We start from the raw sequence: 21740 nt of genomic DNA on the forward strand, positions 1-21740 counted from the left end.
GGCGGTATATGGCGGCGCTTGAGGAGCAATCTGTGCAGGACGTATTTAAGTGCCGAATTTCGACGAAGAAGCCCGCATCGTTCGCGAGCTGACACGTGCGGGCTCGGGGCCGGACCCCTTCTCATCGGCTGTTCGTGCCACGCGGATGCCGATGCTGATCACGGACCCGCGACAGAACGACAATCCCATTGTGTTCGCCAACGCAGCCTTCGCTCGGCTAACAGGCTACGACCGGGGTGCCATCATCGGGCGGAACTGCCGCTTTCTGCAGGGGCCTGATACTGACCGCGCAGACGTCGCGCGTCTGAGGGGCGCGATCGAGAGCAGGGTACCGATCGAACTCGAACTCCTGAATTATAAAAAAGACGGCTCGACCTTCTGGAACCGCCTCCTCGTCTCGCCTGTGTTCGGCGAGGATGGTCAACTCACTTACTTCTTCGCTTCTCAGTTTGATGTCACCCTGGAGCGCGAGCGTTTGGTGCGTCTCCAGCGTGACCGGCACGAGCTGGAGGCGGAAGTCGCGCGGCGCAATGCCGAGTTGCAGGCGAGCGAGGAGCGCCTTCGCTTCGCTCTGGATGCAGGGCAACTGGGCAGCTGGAGCATCAACCTCGACACCGGGCGTCTTACTGCGTCCGAGAGCTGCAAGGTGATCTGTGGGCGCCAGCCCGACGACACGCTGAGCCTCGAAGAACTACAGGCCTCCATCCATCCGGACGATCGTGCGATCCAGAAGGATGCGATCGAGCAGGCAATCGCGAACCGATCCCTTCTCGACGCCGAGTATCGCCTGACCACGCCCGCCGGTGATTTGCGGTGGGTCCAGATTAGGGGAAAGGCGCACTATCGGGCAGATGGAACGCCGATCTTCATCACCGGAACATCACAGGACATCACAGACCGCCGGGCGGTTCAGAACCATCGCGCGTTGCTCAGCCGCGAACTTCACCACCGGGTGCAGAACACGCTGGCCTCGCTACAAGCCGTCGTCTCACAGACCATGCGTCGCGCCAACTCGCTGCCGGATGCCGCCGCGACGCTCACCGCGCGCATCCAGGCTATGGCGGCCGCAAACACCCTACTGATCTCTGAGGACTTCGGGAGCGTATCGATGCATGAACTTGTCATGCGCTCACTTGCTCCCTTCGGCGTCGAGGATGCCGATCGCTTCCGCCTGTCGGGACCGGACCTGCGCCTGCCGCCGCAGCTTGTTACGGCCTATGCCTTGGCACTGCATGAACTCGCGACGAACGCTTCCAAATACGGTGCTCTGTCCGCCGCAGTCGGGGTTGTTGAGGTCGATTGGAGGATTGAAGGCGGGCAGGACCATCCTCGCTTGCACATGCTCTGGCGGGAGACCGGAGGTCCTCCGGTCACGCCTCCGCGCCGGACGAGCTTCGGGACCCAGCTCATCCAGCGCGTCCTGGCGACAGAGATCGGCGGGCGTGTAGACCTCGACTTCCGATCGGAAGGTGTCGTCTTCACAGCCGTCGCCCCACTGGCGGACGCCGAAACTGATGTCCGGATTCGCACCGAAGAGCTCCGATAGCCGTCGGTCTTAATTTCCATCCGGCGCGGACGTTCGTGGCGGGGACCAAGCGGCAGATTTCTCCCGCGAGCGAAGCGACCCTCACGCCTAACCTCCCCACCGGCGCGAGAGCCCCGCGTTCTCGCTGTCGGCCGCCGCGGAACGGGCGAGGTTCAGGGCTGTGGACCCGCGGGTTGCCCCGGCTGTTCCGCCTGCTGGCGCCGGGCCGCTTCCGCCTCGCGGGCCTGGATCTCCCGTGCCTGAGCTTCCCGCGCCTGCCGCGCCGCCTCGTCGGCGGCCTGCTGGACCCGCAGGCGGGCCTGGCGCGCGGCCTCCTCGACGGCCGCCTTCTCGGCCGCGGCCTTCTCCGCGGCGGCCCGGTCGGCGGCGGCCTTCAGGGCGACGGCGCGGGCCTTGTCCATCTCGATGCGGCCGCGTCGGCGCGCCCGCTCGGTCTGGTCTGCCTCGAACAGCTCGATCTTCTCCAGTTCCCGTTGCAGCACCAGGGCGGCGAGGCCGTTCGTGGCCGGTCCGGCATCGAGGCTGCGCTCCGGCGCCCGCAAGGGGCCGCCGAACCCGAGCTGGATCGACGGGGCCGCCCCGTTCCAGCCCTTCGGGCCGGCGGCGGCCGTGAGGGTGCCGCGTGCATCGAGGCGGGCATCGCGCAGGTCGAGGCCGAGGGTGCCCGTCCAGCGGCCCGCGCCGAGGTCGAGGGTGAGCGGGCCCGTCCGCAGGGCGCCGCCCACGAGGCTGATCGGGCTCGTCACCGGCCCCTTCGCCGCGAGGGGGCCGGCGCCGAGTTCCTCCGCCATTAAGGCCTGCAGGCGCCCCTCCCGGAGGGGATCGTCCTCCGCCAGCGCTCGGGTGAGGGCGCGGGCGAGGCCGGCGGGATCGGCGCCCGGCAGTTCGAGGCCGCCGAGGATGAGGGTGCCGCTGCCGCCGAGATTGTTCGTCAGCCCGGTGGCGCTCTCCCCCGAGGTGCCGAAGCGCAGTTGCGCCGTGACCCGGCCCGCCACGGGGCCGCCGCCGACCAGTTCGGCGAGCCCCGCATCGGTGACCTGGCCCTCTCCCGAGATCGCCGCCGCGCCGCCCTGGCGCGAGAGGGTGGCGCTGCCGGCGATCCGGCCGCCCGCCAGGGCGCCCGAGAGGTCGCGGAGCGCCAGGGTGTCCCCGTCGAGCGCGGCGCTGAATCCGGCCCCCGTCGCGGTGAGCCCGCGCCCGAGGTCGAGGGCATCGACCCGCAGGGCCAGGGTGACCGGTGGCCGCCCCTCCGGGACCGGCGCGAAGCGCAGGCTCGCCGGGGCCTGGCCCGACCCGCGCGCCGCCTGTACGGGCAGGATCGTGGCCTGGGTCAACAGCGGCACGGACAGGCGCGCCAGGGTGGCGCTGCCGCCGATCTCGCCGGAGGGTGTCCGGGTCAGGTCGGCCGAGACCGGCTGGCCGGCGATGCGGCCGACCACCGCCACTCGGGCATCGGCCCCGGCGCGGGAGAGGCGCAGGCCGAGTTCCGCCGGCCAGGGTTCGGTCGAGGGTAGGGCACCACTGCCCGCCAGCGTCAGGAATGGCGCGAGGTCGGGCAGGGACAGCTGCAGCTCCCCGGCCCGCGGGAAGGGCTCGCCGGCCGCGAGCAGCAGGGGCTGCACCGTCGCGAGGGTGAGGTCGGCGATGGTGCCGGTGAGACGCAGGGCGAGGCCGGCCTCGGGGGCGCCGAGCAAGGCGGGAGCCTCCGCCCCGACGAGGCGCACGCGGCCGGGCCGGCGCAGGGCGGCGATGTCGGGCCGTCCGAACCAAGGTGCGGCGTCGGGCGCCGCGACCGTGAGATCGAGGGCCGCGATGCGTCCCGCCCGGCTCAGGAGGTCGAGGTCGAGGGTGCCTCCGGCCGCGGCGCCCTTGGCCCCGACCCGCAGGGTGTCGGCCGCGCCCGCGTCGCGTTCCAGGCTCACGGCGAGGTCGAGGGCGCCTGCCCGCAGGAAGGCCGGCACCGCCCGGGCCTCGGCGATCCAGACCCGGTCGAGGAGCGCGAACAGGGGGGCGGCCACCGCCGCCGAGATCCGCCCGGCGATGCGGCCGGTGCCATCGGGGGCGATCCGCCCCGAGAGCCGGGCGTTGGCGCCGGCGAGATCGGTGATGTCGAGGCTGTCGACCGCGAGGCCGGCACCGTCGGACTGGATGCTGGCCGCGATGGTGCCGTTGCCCGAATGCGCCCCGGCCGGCCCGTAGCGCACGTCGCGGGCCTGAAGGGTGAGGCCGAGATCGTGGCCCTTGAGTTCCGCCAGCGCCCCGCTCAGGGAGGGCAGGGCGGCGATGTCGATGCCCTGGCCTACCAGCTGCGCGTCGAAGCGCCCGCGGCCCCCTCCCTCTGCGGCGGTGTAGCGGGCATTGCCGGTGATGCGGGCCTCGCCGAGATTGAGGCGCAGGTTGCGCAGCGAAAGGCTGGGCGAGGCCACCGATAGGTCGGTGCTGAGCTGGACCGGGCGCCCGTCCATCACCGCCACGGCGGGTCCTTCGAGGCCGAGGCGGCGCAGGTAGCGGCCGAGCCCGTCCGAGGCCGGCGTGTCGAGGGCGAGGTGCCCGTTGAAGCGCAAGCCCCCCGTGGTGTCGATCTCGCCGCTGGCGCCGAGTACCGCCGCGCCCGGCGCGGTGACGTCGAGGCGGCGCAGGACGAGGCCGCCGGTGCGGTCGAGGGTGGCGGCGACGGCGAGGCCCGACCATTCGTCGAGGCCCAGGGCCAGGGTCTCCACCGCGAGGTCGAGGTCGAGCATGATGGGCAGACCGGCCCAACCGCGTGTGCCGGCGCCCCGGGCCTCGGCGGTCGGCAGGCCGCGCGCGATCAGCGCCTGCCCCCCCGCCGAGGTCAGGAAGGCGTCGAGGTCGAGGCGCCGGGCGGCCAGTGCGAGGGCGCCGCGCCACTGCCGCAGGTCGAGCCGCCCGGTGCCGCCGAGGCGCAGGGCCTGACCGCCGGGGTCGATCTCGAGGGCGACGTCGCTGAAGGCCACCGCCAGGCCGCGCCCGCTGAACTTGCCGGCCAGCGAGAACGGCAGGTAGGCGCCCGCCGCCTGGACCGGGGGGCCGACCACGATCCGGGCGGCACCCGCCGCTTCCGGCACCAGGATGCGCAGTCCCGCCGCCTTGAGGGCGGCGGCGCGTGCGGCCGGTTCCGTTTTCGGCGGCGCCAGGGTGATGCGCGCATCGGCCTCGAAGCGGGGCTGGGTGTCGCCGCCGCCCGAGATCTTCACGGCGACCCCGTCCGCCCCCGCCTCGCCGGTGGCGATCCGGAACGGCACGCCCCGGCTGGTGCCCTCGACCCGCCACGGGCCGAAGAGGGCGGGGGCCGAGACCTGCAGGGCCTCGGCGTAGAATTGCTCGGTTCGCCCCGTGGCGGGCACCTGGGTGGTGAGCACGAACTGGCGGATCGAGAGGTCCTCGATGGCGAGGTCGCGCGTCGCGGCGGGCCAGCCCTCCGCCGGCACCAGCACGCCCTCGCCTTCGCTGACGGGCAGCTTCACCTCGGCCCGGCCGATCCGGGTCTCTGTGAAGCGAACCTCGCCCTTGAGGAGGGGCGCCAGGGCGACCTCCGCCCGGACCCAGTGCAGGTCGAGGCCCGGCTTCTCGCCGCCCGGTTTTTCGGTGGCGCCGGGGCCGAGCCGGAGCCGGTCGAGCTTCAGGCGCGGGGAGGGCAGCAGGCGTAACCCGATGCGCCCCTCGGTGTGGGCCTCGACCCCGAGGGAGCGCGTGATCGTCCGGTCGAGGAGGCCGCGATAGCCTTCCCAGGCCACGAAGGGCGGCACGGCGAGCGCAGCCACGAGGAGCAGGATGACGGCGCCCGCCAGCGCGGTCAGGAGGTCACGCACCGTTACTGTTCCGCCCAGTCATCCGGAGCCCGCTCCGCCCGGCGGGGACCCGCGCCCCGCTTCCACGGCGGACATAGCACAGGCGCCTGCGTTTGCGCGCCGTGCGCGTGCCCGTCAGCGGCGGCCCGGCACCACGATCGGCGCGGCGGGCGCGCTCGGTCGGAACAGGTCGCCGCGCTCGATCTGCATCCGGGTCTGGTTGTTGTTGAACTGCTGGCGCTGCTCGATGCCGCGGATTTCGCTGCGGGTGGAGAGCCGATCGTTGGTGGCGTTGAGGCTGTTGATGGCGCCGTTCGAGGATTGGGCGAGGGCGGGGCCGGCGGCGAGCAGCGCGAGGGCGGCGAGGAGGGTAGGGGAGGCGCGCATGATGTCGTCCTTGCGTGAAAGCGGTTGATTCTGATCTGGTGAGGCGACGCCCCGGTGGGAAGGCGGGTTCCCGCGAGGCAGGCCATCGAGCGGGCGGGAGACGCCCGACGTCTGATCGGGCCCCGGAGCGCCGATGGGCGCCGGGAGTCCATCCCGTCATCCCCCGATATGCGCGGCGAGCTCGTCGGCGGTTCCCATCGGGAAGGCCTCCTTCAGATGGTCGAGGAAGGCTGAGACGCGCGCGCTCAGCAGACGCCGCGACGGATAGAGGGTCCAGAGGGCGATGTCCGGTCCGTCGAGGACACCCCACGGAACCAGCCTTCCGGCGGCCAGATCCTGTTTGACGAGCGAGATGGGAAGGCGCCCGGCGCCGACGCCCGCTCGGACCGCCTCGCGGACCATCATCAGCGACGGCAGGCTCAGGACGGGATCGGCGGCGAAGCTGGACCGTCCGGCGGAGGATGTCAGGGTCCAGATCATCGGGCCCTCGATCGGCCCGCGTACGATGGCCGGAGCCGTCGCGCCGTACGCCGGCCGAATCAGGCCCGGTGCCGCCACGACGACCAGCCGGTCGCGCAGGAAGATGCGGCCGACCAGACTGGCATCCGGATCGGGATTGACCCGGATCGCGAGGTCGTAGCCTTCCTCCACCATGTCGACGGCACGGTCCTCCGTGGTGACCTCCAGCCGGACCTCGGGATGTTTCAAGGCGAACCCCGCGGAGAGTTTGCCCATCGCGGTCTGGGAGAACAGCACGGGCGCGCTGATGCGCAGCCGACCCCGGGGCCTGTCCCCGCCCGTGGCGATGGCCGCCGCCAATTCGTCGATCTCCGTCAGCAGGACCCGCGTCCGCTCGTGGAGCGCCCGGCCTTCCTCGGTCAGCTTCAGGGTGGGCGCACCGCGCTCGAAGAGGCGCAGTGCGAGGTCGGCCTCCAACTCCGCGACACGGCGCGACAGGGTCGCCTTCGGCCGCCCTGCGGCGCGGGCAGCCCGTCCGAAGCCGCCATGCTTGGCGACGAGGTTGAAATCGGCGAGGGCGACGAGATCCATGCGTTCCACCAGTGAGACGGTCTGTCCTAACAGGACGTCTCCCGGATCGCGAATGGATCACGCATCTTCGGGATGCCGCTCACGGCAAACCTGGAGAGATCCCAATGACCATTCTCGTCACCGGCGCGACCGGCACCGTCGGACGCCACGTCGTCGACCAACTCGTGAAGCGCGGCGCCGACGTGCGCGCCCTGGTCCGTGAGCCTTCGAAGGCGCGATTGCCCGCGGAGGTCGCCGTGGTCCAGGGCGACCTGATCGACGTGGATTCCGTGCGCAACGCCCTGTCGGGCGTCTCCACCCTGTTCCTGTTGAACGCCGTGGTGCCGGACGAATTCACGCAGGCGCTGATCGCGCTGAACCTCGCCCGCGAGGCCGGGATCGAGCGGGTCGTCTACCTGTCGGTGATCCACAGCGACCTCTACGTGAACGTGCCGCATTTCGCGGGCAAGTTCGGCGTCGAACGGATGATCGAGGGCATGGGCTTCGACGCCACGATCCTGCGTCCGGCCTACTTCATGAACAACGATCTGATGATCAAGGATGTCGTGCTCGGCCACGGCGTCTACCCGATGCCGATCGGGACCCGGGGACTCGCGATGATCGATGCCGCCGACATCGGCGAGATCGCGGCCTTCGAACTGATCCGTCGCGAGCGGGCCGGAACGCCGCTTCCCTTCGAGCGGATCAACCTCGTCGGCCCCCAGACGCTGACCGGTTCGGACGTCGCCGCCATCTGGTCCGAGGTCCTGGGCCGGCCGGTCTCTTACGGTGGCGACGACACCGAAGCCTTCGAGCGGAACCTCCGGCAACAGCACATGCCGGCCTGGATGGCCTTCGATATGCGCCTGATGTGCGAGCGCTTCCTGGAATTGGGGATGCGGCCCGAGGCTGGCGACGTCGATCGCCTCACTGCGCTGCTGGGCCGGCCCCTGCGGTCCTATCGCGATCTTGCCGGACAGTTCGCGGCGTCCGCCTGACGATCTGCGCGGGATCCCCCATGGGCGACCCCGCGGCCGCGACCTCGGGGGACTGTCCTGTCGAGGCGGTCCCGCCTGCGGGCCGAGGCGGGCGCCCATGCCGGATGGCGCTGCGCGTGACGGCGATCGAGGGCCTGCCCCGCCATCGGATTCGCGCGCCTTCGCGGGCGGTCGCCGCGAATCGCGCGCGCCGAACCGCAACGAACGAACCGTCGCGCGGGTGAGCACCACGCGCGATGGCGCAGCCCCCGGAAATGCATCCCACCCTCGACGCCGTTCGCGTTTTGGTCCAGGGATGCGCGATGACCCAGCACTCCGACGCGGCCGGCGCATCCGCCTCCGACGCCGCTCCGACCTCCATCGCCGCCCGCGCCATGGCCTCGCTGCGGCCGCAGGGCTCGCCCTACCTCGAGGGCCTGAACGCCGAGCAGCGCCGCGCCGTCGAGGCGACGGACGGGCCGGTTCTCGTGCTCGCGGGCGCCGGCACCGGCAAGACCCGTGTGCTGACGACGCGCATCGCCCACCTCATCGCCACCGGCAAGGCGCGTCCCTTCGACATCCTCTCGGTGACCTTCACCAACAAGGCCGCCCGCGAGATGAAGCATCGCATCGGCGGCCTCATCGGCCCGGCGGGCGAAGGCATGCCCTGGCTCGGCACCTTCCATTCCATCGGCACCAAGATCCTGCGCCGGCACGCCGAGCTCGTGGGCCTGCGCTCGGACTTCACCATTCTCGGTATGGACGACCAGCTCCGCCTGATGAAGCAGGTCATCGTCGACCAGAACATCGACGAGAAGCGCTGGCCGGCCCGCGCCCTGTCCTCGGCCATCGACGGCTGGAAGAACCGCGGCCTCCTGCCCGAGCAGGTGCCGCCGGGCGAGGCGGGGGCCTTCGCCTTCGGCAAGGGCGGCGCCCTCTATTCCGCCTATCAGGCCCGGCTCCTGACCCTGAATGCCGCCGATTTCGGCGATCTCCTGCTGCTGTGCCTCAAGCTGTGGCGCGAGAACCCGGACGTGCTGGAAAACTACCAGCAACGCTTCCGCTACATCCTGGTCGACGAGTACCAGGATACCAACGTCGCCCAGTACCTCTGGCTGCGCCTGCTGGCGCAGGGCCACCGCAACGTGGCCTGCGTCGGCGACGACGACCAGTCGATCTACGGCTGGCGCGGCGCCGAGGTCGACAACATCCTGCGCTTCGAGCACGATTTTCCGGGCGCCGTGGTGGTGCGTCTCGAGCGCAACTACCGCTCCACCGGGCACATCCTCGCCGCCGCCTCCGGCCTCATCGCGAAGAACGAGGGGCGGCTGGGCAAGACGCTTCGCACCGAGGACGTGGCGGGCGAGAAGGTGACCGTGTCGGGCGCCTGGGATTCGGAGGAGGAAGCCCGTCAGGTCGCCGAAGCGATCGAGAGTTTGCAGGTCAAGCAGCACCCGCTCTCCGAGATCGCCGTGCTGGTGCGGATCTCCGCGCAGATGCGCGAGATCGAGGACCGCTTCGTCCAGCTCGGGCTGCCCTATCGGGTCATCGGGGGCCCGCGCTTCTACGAGCGGGCCGAGATCCGCGACGCGCTGGCGTACCTGCGCGTCACCGCCAACCCCGCCGACGATCTCGCCTTCGAGCGGATCTTCAACACCCCGAAGCGGGGCCTCGGCGACGCCACCCTGCAGGCGCTGCACGCCTATTCGCGCGCGCAAGGGGTGCCGCTCCTCCAGGCCGCGCGCCTCGTGGTCGAGACCGACGAGTTGAAGCCCCGCGCCCGCTCCGGCGTGCGCGCCCTGGTCGAGAGCTTTTCACGGTGGTCGCGCCTGGTGGGAAGCCAGCCGCACTCGGAGGTGGCCCAGACCATCCTGGAGGAGTCCGGCTACACCGAGATGTGGCAGAAGGAGAAGTCGGCCGACGCCGCCGGGCGCCTGGAGAACCTCAAGGAGTTCGTGCGCTCCATGGAGGAGTTTCCCGATCTCGCCGCCTTCCTGGAGCACGTCTCCCTCGTCATGGAGGCCAGCGAGCAGGAGGGGGCCGACAGAGTCTCGCTGATGACCCTGCACGCCGCCAAGGGCCTGGAATTCGACACCGTGTTCCTGCCCGGCTGGGAGGACGGCCTGTTCCCGAACCAGCGGGCGCTCGACGAGAGCGGCCGCGCCGGCCTCGAGGAGGAGCGGCGCCTCGCCCATGTGGGCCTGACCCGCGCCCGCAAGCGCGCCAAGCTGTCGTTCGCCGTCAACCGGCGCATCCACGGCCTGTGGTCCTCCACGGTGCCGAGCCGCTTCATCGACGAGTTGCCCGAGGACAGCGTCGACGTGCTCGACGCCCCCGCCCATTTCTCGGCCGGGGCCTCGCGCTTCGACCGCAACCCGACGCCCTTCGGCTCGTCCTACGGCACCCCCGGCTGGCAGCGGGCCCAGGCCAACACGGCCCAATCCGGCAACGCCAACGGCTACGGGGTCGGCAACCGGGCGCCGCCCAATCGCGGTGGCCCGCGCCAGATCGAGGGCGAGCTCATCGCCAAGTCGACGGGAGCGCCCTCGGCGTTCAGCGTCGACATGCGGGTGTTCCACACCAAGTTCGGCCCTGGCACCGTCGCGGGTGTGGACGGCAACAAGCTCACCGTTGATTTCGACAAGGCCGGCCGGAAGATGGTGCTCGACAGCTTCATCCAGGCGGCCTGATCGCGGGGCGCCGGAGGCTGCGGAGGGCGTCGCCGAATGCGGACCGCGTCTTCTTCGACACAGAGCCCGGCAATCGGCCGGCGCCGCGGGATTTCTGCCGCAGCGCAGCATCGGCGCAGATTTTTTACATCATTCCCAAGAATAGTCGCTGTCACGCCCCTGTCGCGCGGCGCGCGGCATGGTGCGTGCAACGGGCGATCCCGCGGTCATCGCGACCGTCCCGGGTATCCACAGCCTTGACGGCGCCGCCCGGAACTCGGGGGCGGTCTCCGGATTGGCTGTCAGGCGGGCGAAGCAGGAAGGATCGCCGAAACAGATCGGTTCAAGGATGTCACGAAGCAGGTTCAACAAGTCAGGCTCAGATTAAATCCAGGTTGGCAAGTCCGGTTGGAGTGTTGATCGATGAAGAGACGCCGCACACGACTTGAACTCGTTGAGGACCGTACGGTCCGGCCGCACAAGACGCGCTTCGACGAAGAGCGCAACTTGGGCCCGATCCAACCGCTCACCGACCGCCAGGCGCAATACCTCGACGCCCTCGCTCTTCACAAACAGGTTATCGTCCTCGGCCCCGCCGGTACCGGCAAGACCTTCATCGCCGGCACCCGCGCCGCCGACCAGCTGCGCCAGCGCCGCATCGCCAAGGTCATCATCACCCGTCCGAACGTGCCCTCCGGCCGCTCGCTGGGCTTCTTCCCCGGCACCCTTGAGGAGAAGATCGCCCCCTGGGTCGCGCCGCTCACCGAGACCATGAAGGAGCGCATGGGCGAGGCCGCCTTCGAGATCGCGGTGAAGACCGGCGACATCGAGGTGGTGCCCTTCGAGGTCATGCGCGGGCGCACCTTCAAGAACTGCCTCGTGATCCTCGACGAGGCGCAGAACACCACCACCGCCGAGATCAAGATGTTCCTCACCCGCATCGGAGACGATTGCCAGGTGATCATCAACGGGGACGTGTCCCAGACGGATCTTCGTGAGACCTCGGGGCTGCGCACCGTGATCCACCTGATCAAGAGCCGGATGATGCCGATCCCGGTGGTGGAATTTACCCTCGACGATATCGTGCGCTCAGGAATTTGTGCTGAGTGGGTCCGCGCTTTCGAGGAAACGAATCTCTGACTCGCGGGTTATCAGCGGTGGACCGGAACGGGGTCCGCCGCTCACTCCGGTGCGCGACATGGGTTCCCGGCCTCCCGGCCGGCGGAACCGCCCGGGTGCCGCGCTCGGACATAAAGAGAATGGGAGACTCCCTCGTGAGGAAACTGACCCTAGCCTTCGCCGTGCTCGCCTCGCTCGGCGGTGCCAGCCTCGCCACCTCCGCCTCCGCCGCGCCTGGCGCGCCGCTGGGCGTGACTGCTCCCGAGACCGTGTCCACCGTGCAGATGACCCGCATGGAGCGTCGGATGATGGAGCGGCGCATGGACCGCCGGATGGATCGTCGCATGGAGCGCCGCCGGATGGAGCGTCGGATGATGCACCGCCGCATGATGCGCCGCATGTGATCGGGCGCTGAGCCAGATTGAATTCGAGAAGGGTCCCTCGCGGGGCCCTTTTTTTATCGCCATGCGTGCAGGTCTGCCCGACGCGATTTGCTACGGTTCCTGCCGCTGATCGGCTTATACAGAACGGGCTGCCGGCCCATTCCGGAGTCCGGCCTGCCGTGACCCGTCGGACCGCATGACCCTTCAGATCTGGTGGCTGTTCCTCGGCGCCGTCTTCGTCCTCTCGGGAACGCCGGGACCGAACATGCTCCACATCCTGATGCGCAGCCTGCGGGTCGGTCTCCGGCGCAGTCTCGCCGCCATGGCGGGCTGCCTCACCGCCGTCGTGCTCGTGCTCCTGGCCTCCGCCGCCGGCCTCAGCGCCGTGCTCATGGCCTCGCCCGTCCTATTCGACATTCTGCGCTACGCGGGCGTCGCCTATCTCGTCGTCCTCGGGGTCCGGGCCTGGCGCGGGGACGATGCCCCCGTCACCCCCTCGAGTGGTGCGGGCCCGGCGCCATTCTCCTCGGCGCGTCTCTATCGCGACGGGCTTTTGATCGGCCTGAGCAACCCCAAATTGCTGTTGTTCGCCAGTGCCTTCCTGCCGCAGTTCGTCGACCCGGCCCGGCCGCAGGGCCCGCAATTCGCGGTCCTGGTCGTCACCTTCGCGGGTGCGGAGCTGTTCTGGTACGGGGTCTACGCCCTGGGCGGTCGCCGCCTCGCGAGCGCCCTGACCCGTCCGGCCCTGAAGCGGGCCTTCGACCGGATCACTGGTGCCGTCTTCGCCGGCTTCGGGGCGATGCTGCTCGGGGCCCGCTAGGGCATTCCATTCACTGGAGCGGATGCCGCTCCGGCAAGACAAGCGTTGTGACGCAAGGGGATGGAGCGCCGGTCGCTTCAGTTCTTCGGCGTCGTCGAGCCGGTGGTCTTGGGAGACGCCGGTCCGGCCGTCGCCGCCGTCTTCTGGGTCGCCTTTCCGGCCACCTTGACCTCATTGGCCGGCTTAAGCTTGTCGTCGGCCGCTACTTTGGCCTTGTCCGCGGCGACATGGGCGGTCTTCACCGGTGCGGCTTTCGCGGCGGCGGCGTGGGGCGCCTTCGCGTCCGGCTTCAACTCCAGCTTGGCCGGTTGCGCTCCGGCCACCACCGGCACGGTCGCCGCGTCGGCGGCCGGCGTCGCGGGGGTACCGTTGCTGAACAGATTGCCCAGGACCTTCTTGTAGGCGGCCGGGTCGCCATCGGCGTCGGCCACCATGACCCGGGCGGGCTTGGCGGGCGAAAGATTGGCCGGCTCCGCAACGATCGGCTCGGGCTTCGCGGCGGGCGACGAACCCTTTCGCTCCAGATTGGCCGCGGCGGCCTTGGTGGGAATCGGCGCCGCCGCCATCATCACCGGACGGCCCTTGGCGTCGACCTCGATCTCGCGCTCGCCGGCGGCAAGGCTCTCGGGCCGGCTGACCTCGCCGAGCTTGTGCTGGGCGTAGTCCTTGGGATTGTAGGGCAATTCGGTCTCGGGCTTGCCGAGGCTCGCGAACGTCAGGGTATCGGCGGGCGCCTGCTGGCCGCGGAATACCGGGTTCTGGCTGCCGTCGTCGTAGACGAGGCGGGTGGCCGGCGTGCCCTTGGCGATGAGATCGGCGATCTCGCGGTTGTCGCGATCGCGCTTCTCGGCCACCATCGGCTCGACCTTCGGCGTGCACGAGCCCGCCGCGGCATCCGCGCCGCCGAACACGTATTTCGAGCCGCACACGCCCACGCGCGGCTCCTCGCGCAGGGCCTCGAAGTAGTCGGAGCCCTCCTTCAGATTCTTCCAGAAGGGCGCGTTCGGGTCGTTGCGGAACTTGGCCACGTTCGCCGGCGTCATCCGAAACGGGTAGGACTGGAACTGGAACGCGCGCTGCCCGCCTGCGAAGGAATCGCGCGCCAGGGCGTAGATCTCGCCCATCGACTCGTCCGTCATGGCAAAGCAGCCCGAGGACGAGCAGGTACCGTGCACCATGATGTAGTTGCCGGTGCGTCCGTTCGCCCGGTCGTAGGCGTTGGGGTAACCGGTGTCGAACGAAAGGTAGTAGGACGAGTTCGGGTTCATCTGTCCCGGCGTCACGGTGTAGAAGCCTTCCGGCGCCTGCCGATCGCCCTGCTTGGTCTTGGGGCCGAGCTGGCCCGACCAGCGGCAGATCGGATAGGTCTTCAGGAGTGCGTACTGGCCGTTGGTCCCGCGCTTCCACACCTCCATCTCCGCTTCCCGCTTGTAGGCGCGGATCAGGATCGGATCGTTCTGGGACATGCCCTTCTGCGCCATCAGCGCGAGGGTCTTCTGGGGGACGGGCGCGAGGGCCCGGAGGGGAACGCCGCCGGTCGATCCGTCCTGGCATGCGCCGAGCGAGAGAGCGAGCACAGCGAAAGCGGCGGCCACGAGCGGGCGCATAGCCATGGGGAACCCCGTCCTCAGTCACGCGTCGGCGGGGTTTTCCCGCCGAACGCCACTCCCCAACCCCTTAGCTTGGTTAAACTTACCCGGTTGTTACCGCAAGGCGACGCTCGACGGTCGGCGTGCCTGGTGTGGATTGCGGTCATCGCGGGAGTGCGGACGCGCTCTCGCCGCAAAGCCCGTGATCGCCATCCGGCGGGTATCTCCCGGCAGGGGAAGCGGCTGGTCGCCAACGACTTTCCGGTGCCGGAAGGGCCCGCCGCGCCGGCGATCAGACTAGACACCGCATCCTAACGAACGCCGACTTGGTTCCTTCGCTTGCCCGCGTCATACTGCCGCAGACAGGATGGATCAGAGTTTCCGTCCGATCTCGAGGAACTTGGCCGCCCGCCGGTCACGGATTTCGTCGGGACCGAGGCCGTCGAACTCCGTCAGGGCCGACTGAATGGCGGCCCCGGCGGCCGCGATGGCCGCTTCGCGACCGCGATGCGCGCCGCCCGTGGCCTCGGGGATGATGGTGTCGATGATGCCGAGGCGGAGCAGATCCTGCGCGGTGATCTTCATGGCGGTGGCCGCGTCGGCCGCGCGCCCCTGGTCGCGCCACAGGATCGAGGCCGCGCCCTCGGGCGAGATCACGCCGTAGATGGCATGCTCCAGCATCAGCACCCGGTTGGCCGTGGCGAGCGCGATGGCGCCCCCCGAGCCCCCCTCGCCGATGACGAGGGCGATGTTGGGCACCCCGAGCGCCAGACAGGCTTCCGTGGAGCGGGCGATGGCCTCGGCTTGGCCCCGCTCCTCGGCTTCGATGCCCGGGAAGGCGCCGGCGGTGTCCACGAAGGCCAGTACCGGCAGCCCGAAGCGGTCGGCGAGCTCCATCAGGCGGACGGCCTTGCGGTAGCCCTCGGGCTTGGCCATCCCGAAATTGTGCCGCAGCCGCGTCTCGGTGGTGGAGCCCTTCTCCTGGCCGAGGACGCAGACCGGACGTCCGTTGAAGCGCCCGAACCCGCCCACGATCGCCTCGTCCTCGCCGAAGGTGCGGTCGCCCGCCATCGGGGTGAACTCGGTGATCAGGCCCGCGCAATAGTCGATGAAGTGCGGCCGCTGCGGATGGCGCGCGACCTGCGTCTTCTGCCAGGGCGTGAGGGCGGCATAGATGTCGGAGAGCGCGGCGGCGGCCTTCGCTTCCAGGCGCCCGACCTCCTCGCTGATCGAGACGGCGCCGTCGCGTGCGCCCAGCGCCCGCAACTCCTCGACCTTGGCCTCGAGTTCGGCGACGGGCTTCTCGAAATCCAGGTAGGTGCGCATCACCGTCATCGAGGGGTCCATTCCGTGCTCGGTCGCGGCACCGGGTGGTCCGGCGGGCGCGCGACCGTTCTGACGCAGATCGTGTCGGGCCTATGGCGCGGCGGCGGGGGCCGCGCGGGCGCAGGGTGTTGGGGATGGACGGGCAGGTGTCAACCGAGGGGCGCGATTGTCCCGGCGCGTCCCCCCTCATCCGACGAGATCGAGCAGGCCGATGAGGACCAGGGGCATGGTCAGGCCCGCCAGCACGGTCTGCACGGCGGTGATTCCCGCCATCAGGGGCGCGTCGCCCCCGAGTTGCCGGGCCATGATGTAGGAGGACGAGGCCGTGGGCAGGGCCTGGAACAGCAGGGCCGTGGCGGCGGCGGGGCCGTGGAGGCCGAGGGCGAGGCAGGCCGCCAGGGTCGCCAGCGGCATCGCGATGAACTTGGCTCCCGATGCCACGAGCACGGGCCGCACCCAGGCTCGCGCCGTGCCGAAATCGAGGGCCGCACCGACGCAGAGCAATCCGAGGGGGAGTGAGGCCTGACCGAGGGCGCGCAGCGCCGGCGCGATGCCTCCGGGCAGGCCGAGGCCCGCGGACTTGAGGCCGATGCCGACGAGGCAGGCCACGACCAGCGGATTGAACGCGAGGAGGCGCAGCAGCCCGGCCAGCGAGGGCCGGCCGAGGGCGCCGAAGCGTGCGAAGACGAGGACACAGAGAATGTTCACGGTCGGTACGATGGCGGCGTTGGCCACCGCCGCCAGGGCGATGCCCTGGGCGCCAAACAGCCCGGCCGCCACGGAGACGCCCACGTAGTTGTTGAACCGGACGCCGCCCTGGAAGACCGAGGTGAACGCGGCGCCCTCGAGATTCAGGAAGCGCCGGCCCGCGAGGAGAAGGCCCGCGACCAGGAGCGTCGAGGTCACCAGCACGGTGACGAGCGCCCCGATGGGAATGCCCTCCAACGGCGCGGTCACGAGGCCGTGGACGAAGAGGGACGGCAGCAGGACGTAGTAGCCGAGCCTTTCCGCCTGGGGCCAGAACGCCTCGCCGAGGAAGCGCGATCGGCGCAGGGCCGCGCCGAGGCCGATGAGGAGGACGATGGGCAGAAGCGCCAGCAGGATCGTGCCGGTCATGGTTCCGGTCTCCGATCCGGGCCGCAGGGGTGCGTCGGCTTAGCGGCGTGGACCCGGTTCCACCACCCGTCCCGGATTGAGGCCCGTGACAGAGTGCGGGTCCGCGTCGCCCGGATGGGCTGCAAGCCCTGGTCAGGGTCGCCATTCTGGGTGTTGTGGTCGGCACGACCTCTATCCGGCGTGCGACCGGACCGCGTTCCGGGTTATGCCGAGCGCAGCGCGCACGCACGAACCCGACGCCCTGAACGGAGCTTGCCCATGACCCTGAAGAACAAGACCGCCGCCGTCACCGGCTCGACCAGCGGGATCGGCCTCGGCATGGCACGGGCCTACGCGGCCCAAGGCGCCAACATCGTCCTCAACGGCTTTGGCAAGCCGGAGGACATCGAGGCGGCGCGCAGCGGGATCGAGTCCACCTTCGGCGTCAGGGCGATCCATTCGAATGCGGACATGACGAAGCCGGCCGAGATCGAGGGTTTCGTCAAGCTTGCCGAAGAGACCTTCGGTTCGCTCGACATCCTGGTGAACAACGCGGGCATGCAGTTCGTATCGCCGATCGAGAATTTCCCGGTCGAGAAGTGGGACCTGATCCTGGCACTCAATCTGTCTTCGGCCTTCCACACCATGCGGGCGGCGATTCCCGGCATGAAGCAGCGTGGTTGGGGCCGAATCATCAACACGGCCTCGGCCCATTCGATGGTCGCCTCGCCGTTCAAGTCGGCCTACGTCGCGGCCAAGCACGGCCTCGTCGGCCTCTCGAAGGCCGCGGCCCTCGAACTCGCCACCCACGGCATCACGGTCAATTGCATCTCGCCGGGCTATGTCTGGACGCCCCTGGTGGAGAGTCAGATCCCCGACACCATGAAGGCCCGCGGGATGACGGAGGACGAGGTCATCAACGAGGTGCTGCTCAAGGCGCAGCCCACCAAGGAGTTCGTGACCATCGATCAGGTCGCGGCGCTCGCGGTGTTCCTGGCCTCCGACGCGGCGAGCCAGATCACCGGAGCCAACATGGCGATGGATGGCGGCTGGACCGCGCAGTAACCGGCGCGGTTACTGATCGGACCGGTCCTCCACCCCGCGCGGGGGGGAGGACCGGTCCGGCATGTCCGGCGGGCGGACGCGCTCGTTCGTTCAGCGCCGGCCGTGCAGCAGCAGCGCGAGGCCGTAGCCCACGGCGCCCGCGATCACGAGGGCGATGAACGGGTTCTCCTCGACGCGGCTACCGACGGCGCGGCTCCCATCGCGCAGGTAGTGGCCGCCGCGATCATAGGCTTCGCCGGCGTAATCCTGGACGTTGTCGGCGACATCCCGGAGCGTATCCTTGGCCTGGCCGTAGATATCCTGGGCGCGGCCCTCCGCCTCGCGGTAGCGGCCCTCGACCGAGCTGCGCGACGAACCCGTGAGGTCGCCCACGGCGCCCTGCACCTTGCCGCCGAGTTCCTTGGCGGCGCCGACGATGCGATCCGTATCGACCATGGTCTTTCTCCTGAACGCGGGTGATGCGGGCTGCCCGTCCGAGGTCGGCCCGCATCCGACGTTCACAGAACGTCCGACGGCGCGAAGGGGACCACGGCCAGGCGTGAAAATCTTGCCGTGCCGGCAAACGAGCGCGCCGCGCTCCTATCGGCCGGCGGCGCGGCCCCGCGCCACGAGGCCGCGTGCCATCTCCGCGCAGGCTCGGGCGAGGGTTTCCGCGGAGGTCTGGCGCTGCGGTCGGGCGGAGGCTTTCGCCTGCCGCCGGGTCCGGGGCGGGAGGGGGATGTGCACGAACAGCGTCGGTGGGCCCTCGCGCAGGGCGCGGAAATAGGTGGCGTTGCAGAGGTAGCGCCCCGCATCCCGCGAGGGGATCGCGGCGATGCCGCTTCTGCGCAGGCTCGCCAGGGCGAAGGGTGCCGCCGGTGACCGCCGGGCGGCCGGGCCGTCCGGCTCAAGGGTCGATCGCGCCGCGATCCGGCCGGAGGCATCGGGAAACAGCCGGCTCGTGCGGTTGCGACCCTGGATCTCGACCCGGACCCGTCTGGCGCGGGCGGCGACGCCGAGCATCAGGATCGCGGACGGCGCCTCGGCCAGGGCCGGTTCCAGCATCGCGGGAATCGCCGCGTACGTGGTGCGCAGGATCAGCACCCGCACCGGAGTCCCCCCGACCTTGGGGCGTGCGAGGACGCCGATGCGGCGGGCCAGGGTCGCGCTCGGGTTGCGCGGCACGCCGGGAAAGGGGCCGAACCCGGTGATCAGCAGGCCGCCGGGCATCCGCGCTTACAGGCCGATCAGGGTGGCGATGGCCTCCGCCCCGGCTGCGGGCGAGGATTCGCCCCGCCCGACCGCGGCCTCGGCTTCCGCCGTCTGGCGGCGCACGTCGGCCGAGCCGACGAGGCGCTGATGCAGGCGCTCGTGCACCAGGGCCCACATCCACTTCACGTCCTGGGCCCGGCGCTTCGTGGCGATCTCGCCCGTGGCGGTGAGCTTGTTACGGTGATCGACGATTCGCTCCCAGAGGCCGTCGAGACCCTTGTTGTTCAGGCCCGAGATCGTGACCACGGGCGGCGTCCAGGTCGAACTCGGCGCCGAGAGGATGTGCAGAGCGGCACGGTATTCCGAGGCCGCGGCACTGGCCCGACGCTCACCCTCGCCGTCGTCGGCCTTGTTCACCGCGATCATGTCGGCGAGTTCGAGAATGCCCTTCTTGATGCCCTGGAGCTCGTCGCCGGCCCCCGGCAGCATCAGCACGAGGAAGAAATCGGTCAGGTCCGCCACCGCCGTCTCCGACTGGCCGACGCCGACGGTCTCGACCAGGATGACGTCGAACCCCGCCGCCTCGCAGAGCAGCATGGTCTCGCGGGTCTTGGCGGCGACGCCCCCCAGGGTGCCGGAGGAGGGGGAGGGGCGGATGAAGGCGTTGGGGTCGAGGGCGAGGCGGGCCATCCGGGTCTTGTCGCCCAGGATCGAGCCGCCGGTGCGGGTGGAGGAGGGGTCGACCGCCAATACCGCCACCCGGTGCCCGGCCGCCGTCAGGTTGGCGCCGAGCGCATCGATGGTGGTCGACTTGCCGACGCCGGGCACGCCGGTGATGCCGACGCGGATCGCCGTGCCGGTGTGGGGCAGAACCGCGTCGATGAGGCCGCGCGCCGCCGCCCGGTGATCGGGCCGCTTCGATTCGGCGAGCGTGATCGCCCGCGCCAGGGCGGCGCGGTCCCCGGCGAGCAGCCGCTCGCGCAGGGCATCGATGTCGAGGGCAGGGGCGGGTGCGGATGAGAGGGCCATGGCTGACTTCTTTGCCGGTCCTGCCGGGATTCGTCGAGAGGCAGGGCCGTCGTCGCGCGGTCTTGATCCATCGCGCCGCCGAAACCCGGCCTGCTGCATCTGTGGGCGGGCCGCCACAGCGCTCCCTCTGCCCGCAATCCACATCGCCACGGTCACGCTTCCGCCGCGCCATGGTCACGATCCTCGTCGACACGGTAGCACCACGCCGGGGCCGCTCCCGGCCCGCCATCGTCAGGATCGCCTTGCCCGACATGATCCGCTCCGACCGAACGAACCGACCGAAAGCCCAGACCCGTCGTACCCTGCTGCGGTTCGCCGCCCTCTCGGGCGTGGCCGCCCTCGCGCCGGGGCTCGCCGGCTGCGTGGCGGACGGACTCGTCGGCGATGCGGTGGTGGGCGGGGGGCCGGAGCGGCAATCAGCCCTCGATGTCAGCCCGGTCCTGCTCGTGGCCACCACGCGCAAGCCCGTCGGCGCGCCGCCGAAGAGCCCCTTCTTCAGTTCCGAACGGGGACGCGGGCTCAGTTTCGCCGAGGTCCGGCTCTCGGCCCCCGACCGGTCGCTGATCGGCAAGGTCTCCTCGGTGGTCACCGGCGACTGGGCCGTGACGGCGGTGCCGCAGGTCGAGACCGGGCCGGGGGCCGCCGGCGCCTTCGCGCAGGCGGCTTTGGGGCGCGACGTACTGATCTACGTCCACGGCTACCGCGAGAGCTTCCAGTCGGCGGCCGTCAGCGCGGCACGGCTCTCGGACGGCATCCGCTTCCGGGGCGCCTCGGCGCTGTTCACCTGGCCCTCGGCGGCGGCCACTTTCGATTACGGCTACGACCGGGAGAGCGCACTCTGGTCGCGGGACGGTTTCGAGGACCTCCTGAAGGCGCTGGCGAACTCCCCCTCCGGCGGGCGCATCAACATCGTCGCGCATTCCATGGGGACGCTCCTGACCTTGGAGACTTTGCGCATGCTGCGGGCCGAGGCCGGCGAGGCGGCCATGGCCCGCATCGGCGCGGTGGTGCTCGCCGCCCCCGACATCGACATCGACCTGTTCACCAGCGCGATCGAACGCATGGGGCCGGACGTGACCAAGGTCACGGTGATCTCCTCCACCAAGGACCGGGCGCTGGAACTCTCCGGCGCCATCGCGGGCGGCGTCGTCCGGGCGGGCGCGGCCGACCGCGAGCGCCTGGAGGCGCTCGGCGTCCGGGTGGCCGACGCCTCCGATTACGGCGGCGGCCTGATCAACCACGACCTGTTCCTGTCGAACCCCGACGTGCAGGGTGTGGTCAAGCGCGCCATCGGGCGGGCGAGCGGGGGCGCCTGACCGCCCCACCCTCGAGTTCACCCTTGCCCTACTCGAGTTCACCCTTGGCCTATCGGGCGTTCGCCCCTACACGGACAGCGGCCCCGGGCCACAGAGATAAGGATTCGCGATGTTCACTCTCGAGATCGATGGCGTGGCCATCGCGGTCATCAACGGCTCCGAGGAGGTCGCCAACGACCTCTTCACCTGCGATGGCTTCAAGGACGACATCCAGACCATGAAGAGCGACGGCAAGGTGCTGTGGAACGGCACCTCTCCGCTCAAGATCCGCGCCGCCACCGAGGAGGAGATCGAGATCTTCGAGGACGCCCTCGCGGAGGACGATTCGGAAGAGGACGAGCCCTACGAGCCGGATGCCCGCCACGCCCAGGCTTCCAACGACGACAAGGC

At 70.3% G+C, this 21740-nt stretch carries 19 protein-coding genes; 9 read left to right on the forward strand and 10 right to left on the reverse strand.

Going from position 1 to position 21740, the window contains the following annotated elements:
• The first annotated feature begins 49 nt into the window (after window positions 1–49).
• Window positions 50–1546: a PAS domain-containing protein gene (locus K2X24_RS18885; protein ID WP_292500006.1), complete on the forward strand. Its 1497-nt coding sequence runs from the start codon at window positions 50–52 to the stop codon at window positions 1544–1546.
• A gap of 152 nt (window positions 1547–1698) precedes the next feature.
• Here K2X24_RS18885 and K2X24_RS18890 read toward each other — a convergent pair whose 3' ends face one another.
• The 3 genes from K2X24_RS18890 to K2X24_RS18900 all read right to left on the reverse strand — a co-directional run bounded on the left by K2X24_RS18890 (window position 1699) and on the right by K2X24_RS18900 (window position 6792).
• Entirely contained in the window at window positions 1699–5376 is a 3678-nt protein-coding gene (locus K2X24_RS18890) for an AsmA family protein (protein WP_292500008.1), read from the reverse strand.
• 114 nt (window positions 5377–5490) lie between these two features.
• Complete coding sequence (locus K2X24_RS18895; protein WP_292500010.1) at window positions 5491–5742, reverse strand: hypothetical protein; 252 nt, start codon at window positions 5740–5742, stop codon at window positions 5491–5493.
• Between the two features lie 156 nt (window positions 5743–5898).
• On the reverse strand, window positions 5899–6792 hold the full coding sequence (locus tag K2X24_RS18900) for a LysR family transcriptional regulator (RefSeq protein ID WP_292500012.1): 894 nt from the start codon (window positions 6790–6792) through the stop codon (window positions 5899–5901).
• Window positions 6793–6896: 104 nt separating this feature from the next.
• Between K2X24_RS18900 and K2X24_RS18905 the strand changes: the two genes are divergently transcribed.
• Window positions 6897–7769 carry an NmrA/HSCARG family protein gene (locus tag K2X24_RS18905; RefSeq protein ID WP_292500013.1) on the forward strand — a complete coding sequence of 291 codons (873 nt, stop codon included), beginning with the start codon at window positions 6897–6899 and terminating at the stop codon, window positions 7767–7769.
• A 302-nt stretch (window positions 7770–8071) separates the two neighbouring features.
• Entirely contained in the window at window positions 8072–10438 is a 2367-nt protein-coding gene (locus K2X24_RS18910; protein ID WP_292500014.1) for an ATP-dependent helicase, read from the forward strand.
• Window positions 10439–10567: 129 nt separating this feature from the next.
• On the opposite strand, the gene K2X24_RS18915 is transcribed toward K2X24_RS18910, so the two are convergent.
• Complete coding sequence (locus tag K2X24_RS18915) at window positions 10568–10789, reverse strand: hypothetical protein (protein ID WP_292500017.1); 222 nt, start codon at window positions 10787–10789, stop codon at window positions 10568–10570.
• A 51-nt stretch (window positions 10790–10840) separates the two neighbouring features.
• Here K2X24_RS18915 and K2X24_RS18920 point away from each other — a divergent pair, with 51 nt between their 5' ends.
• The 3 genes from K2X24_RS18920 to K2X24_RS18930 all read left to right on the forward strand — a co-directional run bounded on the left by K2X24_RS18920 (window position 10841) and on the right by K2X24_RS18930 (window position 12739).
• Complete coding sequence (locus K2X24_RS18920; protein ID WP_292500019.1) at window positions 10841–11557, forward strand: PhoH family protein; 717 nt, start codon at window positions 10841–10843, stop codon at window positions 11555–11557.
• A 134-nt stretch (window positions 11558–11691) separates the two neighbouring features.
• Window positions 11692–11940: a hypothetical protein gene (locus K2X24_RS18925; RefSeq protein ID WP_292500021.1), complete on the forward strand. Its 249-nt coding sequence runs from the start codon at window positions 11692–11694 to the stop codon at window positions 11938–11940.
• Between the two features lie 175 nt (window positions 11941–12115).
• Window positions 12116–12739 (forward strand): LysE family translocator, encoded by a 624-nt coding sequence (locus tag K2X24_RS18930; RefSeq protein WP_292500023.1) that lies wholly within the window; start codon window positions 12116–12118, stop codon window positions 12737–12739.
• Window positions 12740–12816: 77 nt separating this feature from the next.
• Here K2X24_RS18930 and K2X24_RS18935 read toward each other — a convergent pair whose 3' ends face one another.
• The 3 genes from K2X24_RS18935 to K2X24_RS18945 form a co-directional block, all read right to left on the reverse strand.
• Window positions 12817–14352, reverse strand: coding sequence for a murein L,D-transpeptidase family protein (locus K2X24_RS18935; protein ID WP_292500024.1), 1536 nt, complete (start codon window positions 14350–14352; stop codon window positions 12817–12819).
• A 348-nt stretch (window positions 14353–14700) separates the two neighbouring features.
• The gene (locus tag K2X24_RS18940; protein WP_292500038.1) at window positions 14701–15654 is read right to left on the reverse strand and encodes an acetyl-CoA carboxylase carboxyltransferase subunit alpha; all 954 of its coding nucleotides are present in this window, start codon (window positions 15652–15654) and stop codon (window positions 14701–14703) included.
• Between the two features lie 186 nt (window positions 15655–15840).
• Window positions 15841–16770 (reverse strand): AEC family transporter, encoded by a 930-nt coding sequence (locus tag K2X24_RS18945; protein ID WP_292500026.1) that lies wholly within the window; start codon window positions 16768–16770, stop codon window positions 15841–15843.
• A gap of 258 nt (window positions 16771–17028) precedes the next feature.
• On the opposite strand from K2X24_RS18945, the gene K2X24_RS18950 reads away from it, so the two are divergent.
• A complete protein-coding gene (locus K2X24_RS18950; protein WP_292500029.1) occupies window positions 17029–17814 on the forward strand; it encodes a 3-hydroxybutyrate dehydrogenase in 786 nt (261 codons plus the stop codon).
• A gap of 90 nt (window positions 17815–17904) precedes the next feature.
• Here K2X24_RS18950 and K2X24_RS18955 read toward each other — a convergent pair whose 3' ends face one another.
• The 3 genes from K2X24_RS18955 to meaB all read right to left on the reverse strand — a co-directional run bounded on the left by K2X24_RS18955 (window position 17905) and on the right by meaB (window position 20034).
• Window positions 17905–18249: a CsbD family protein gene (locus tag K2X24_RS18955; protein WP_292500030.1), complete on the reverse strand. Its 345-nt coding sequence runs from the start codon at window positions 18247–18249 to the stop codon at window positions 17905–17907.
• Window positions 18250–18393: 144 nt separating this feature from the next.
• The gene (locus K2X24_RS18960; RefSeq protein ID WP_292500032.1) at window positions 18394–19023 is read right to left on the reverse strand and encodes a peptidase C15; all 630 of its coding nucleotides are present in this window, start codon (window positions 19021–19023) and stop codon (window positions 18394–18396) included.
• 6 nt (window positions 19024–19029) lie between these two features.
• Complete coding sequence (gene meaB, locus K2X24_RS18965) at window positions 19030–20034, reverse strand: methylmalonyl Co-A mutase-associated GTPase MeaB (protein ID WP_238276576.1); 1005 nt, start codon at window positions 20032–20034, stop codon at window positions 19030–19032.
• A gap of 251 nt (window positions 20035–20285) precedes the next feature.
• Here meaB and K2X24_RS18970 point away from each other — a divergent pair, with 251 nt between their 5' ends.
• Both K2X24_RS18970 and K2X24_RS18975 read left to right on the forward strand, forming a co-directional pair.
• Window positions 20286–21350, forward strand: a complete 1065-nt coding sequence (locus tag K2X24_RS18970; RefSeq protein WP_292500035.1) for an alpha/beta hydrolase — start codon at window positions 20286–20288, stop codon at window positions 21348–21350.
• A 109-nt stretch (window positions 21351–21459) separates the two neighbouring features.
• Window positions 21460–21740 (forward strand): hypothetical protein (locus K2X24_RS18975; protein WP_292500037.1); only part of this gene is annotated, 281 nt, incomplete at its 3' end.

The organism is Methylobacterium sp. (genome assembly GCF_019750675.1).
Taxonomy (GTDB): Bacteria; Pseudomonadota; Alphaproteobacteria; order Rhizobiales; family Beijerinckiaceae; genus Methylobacterium.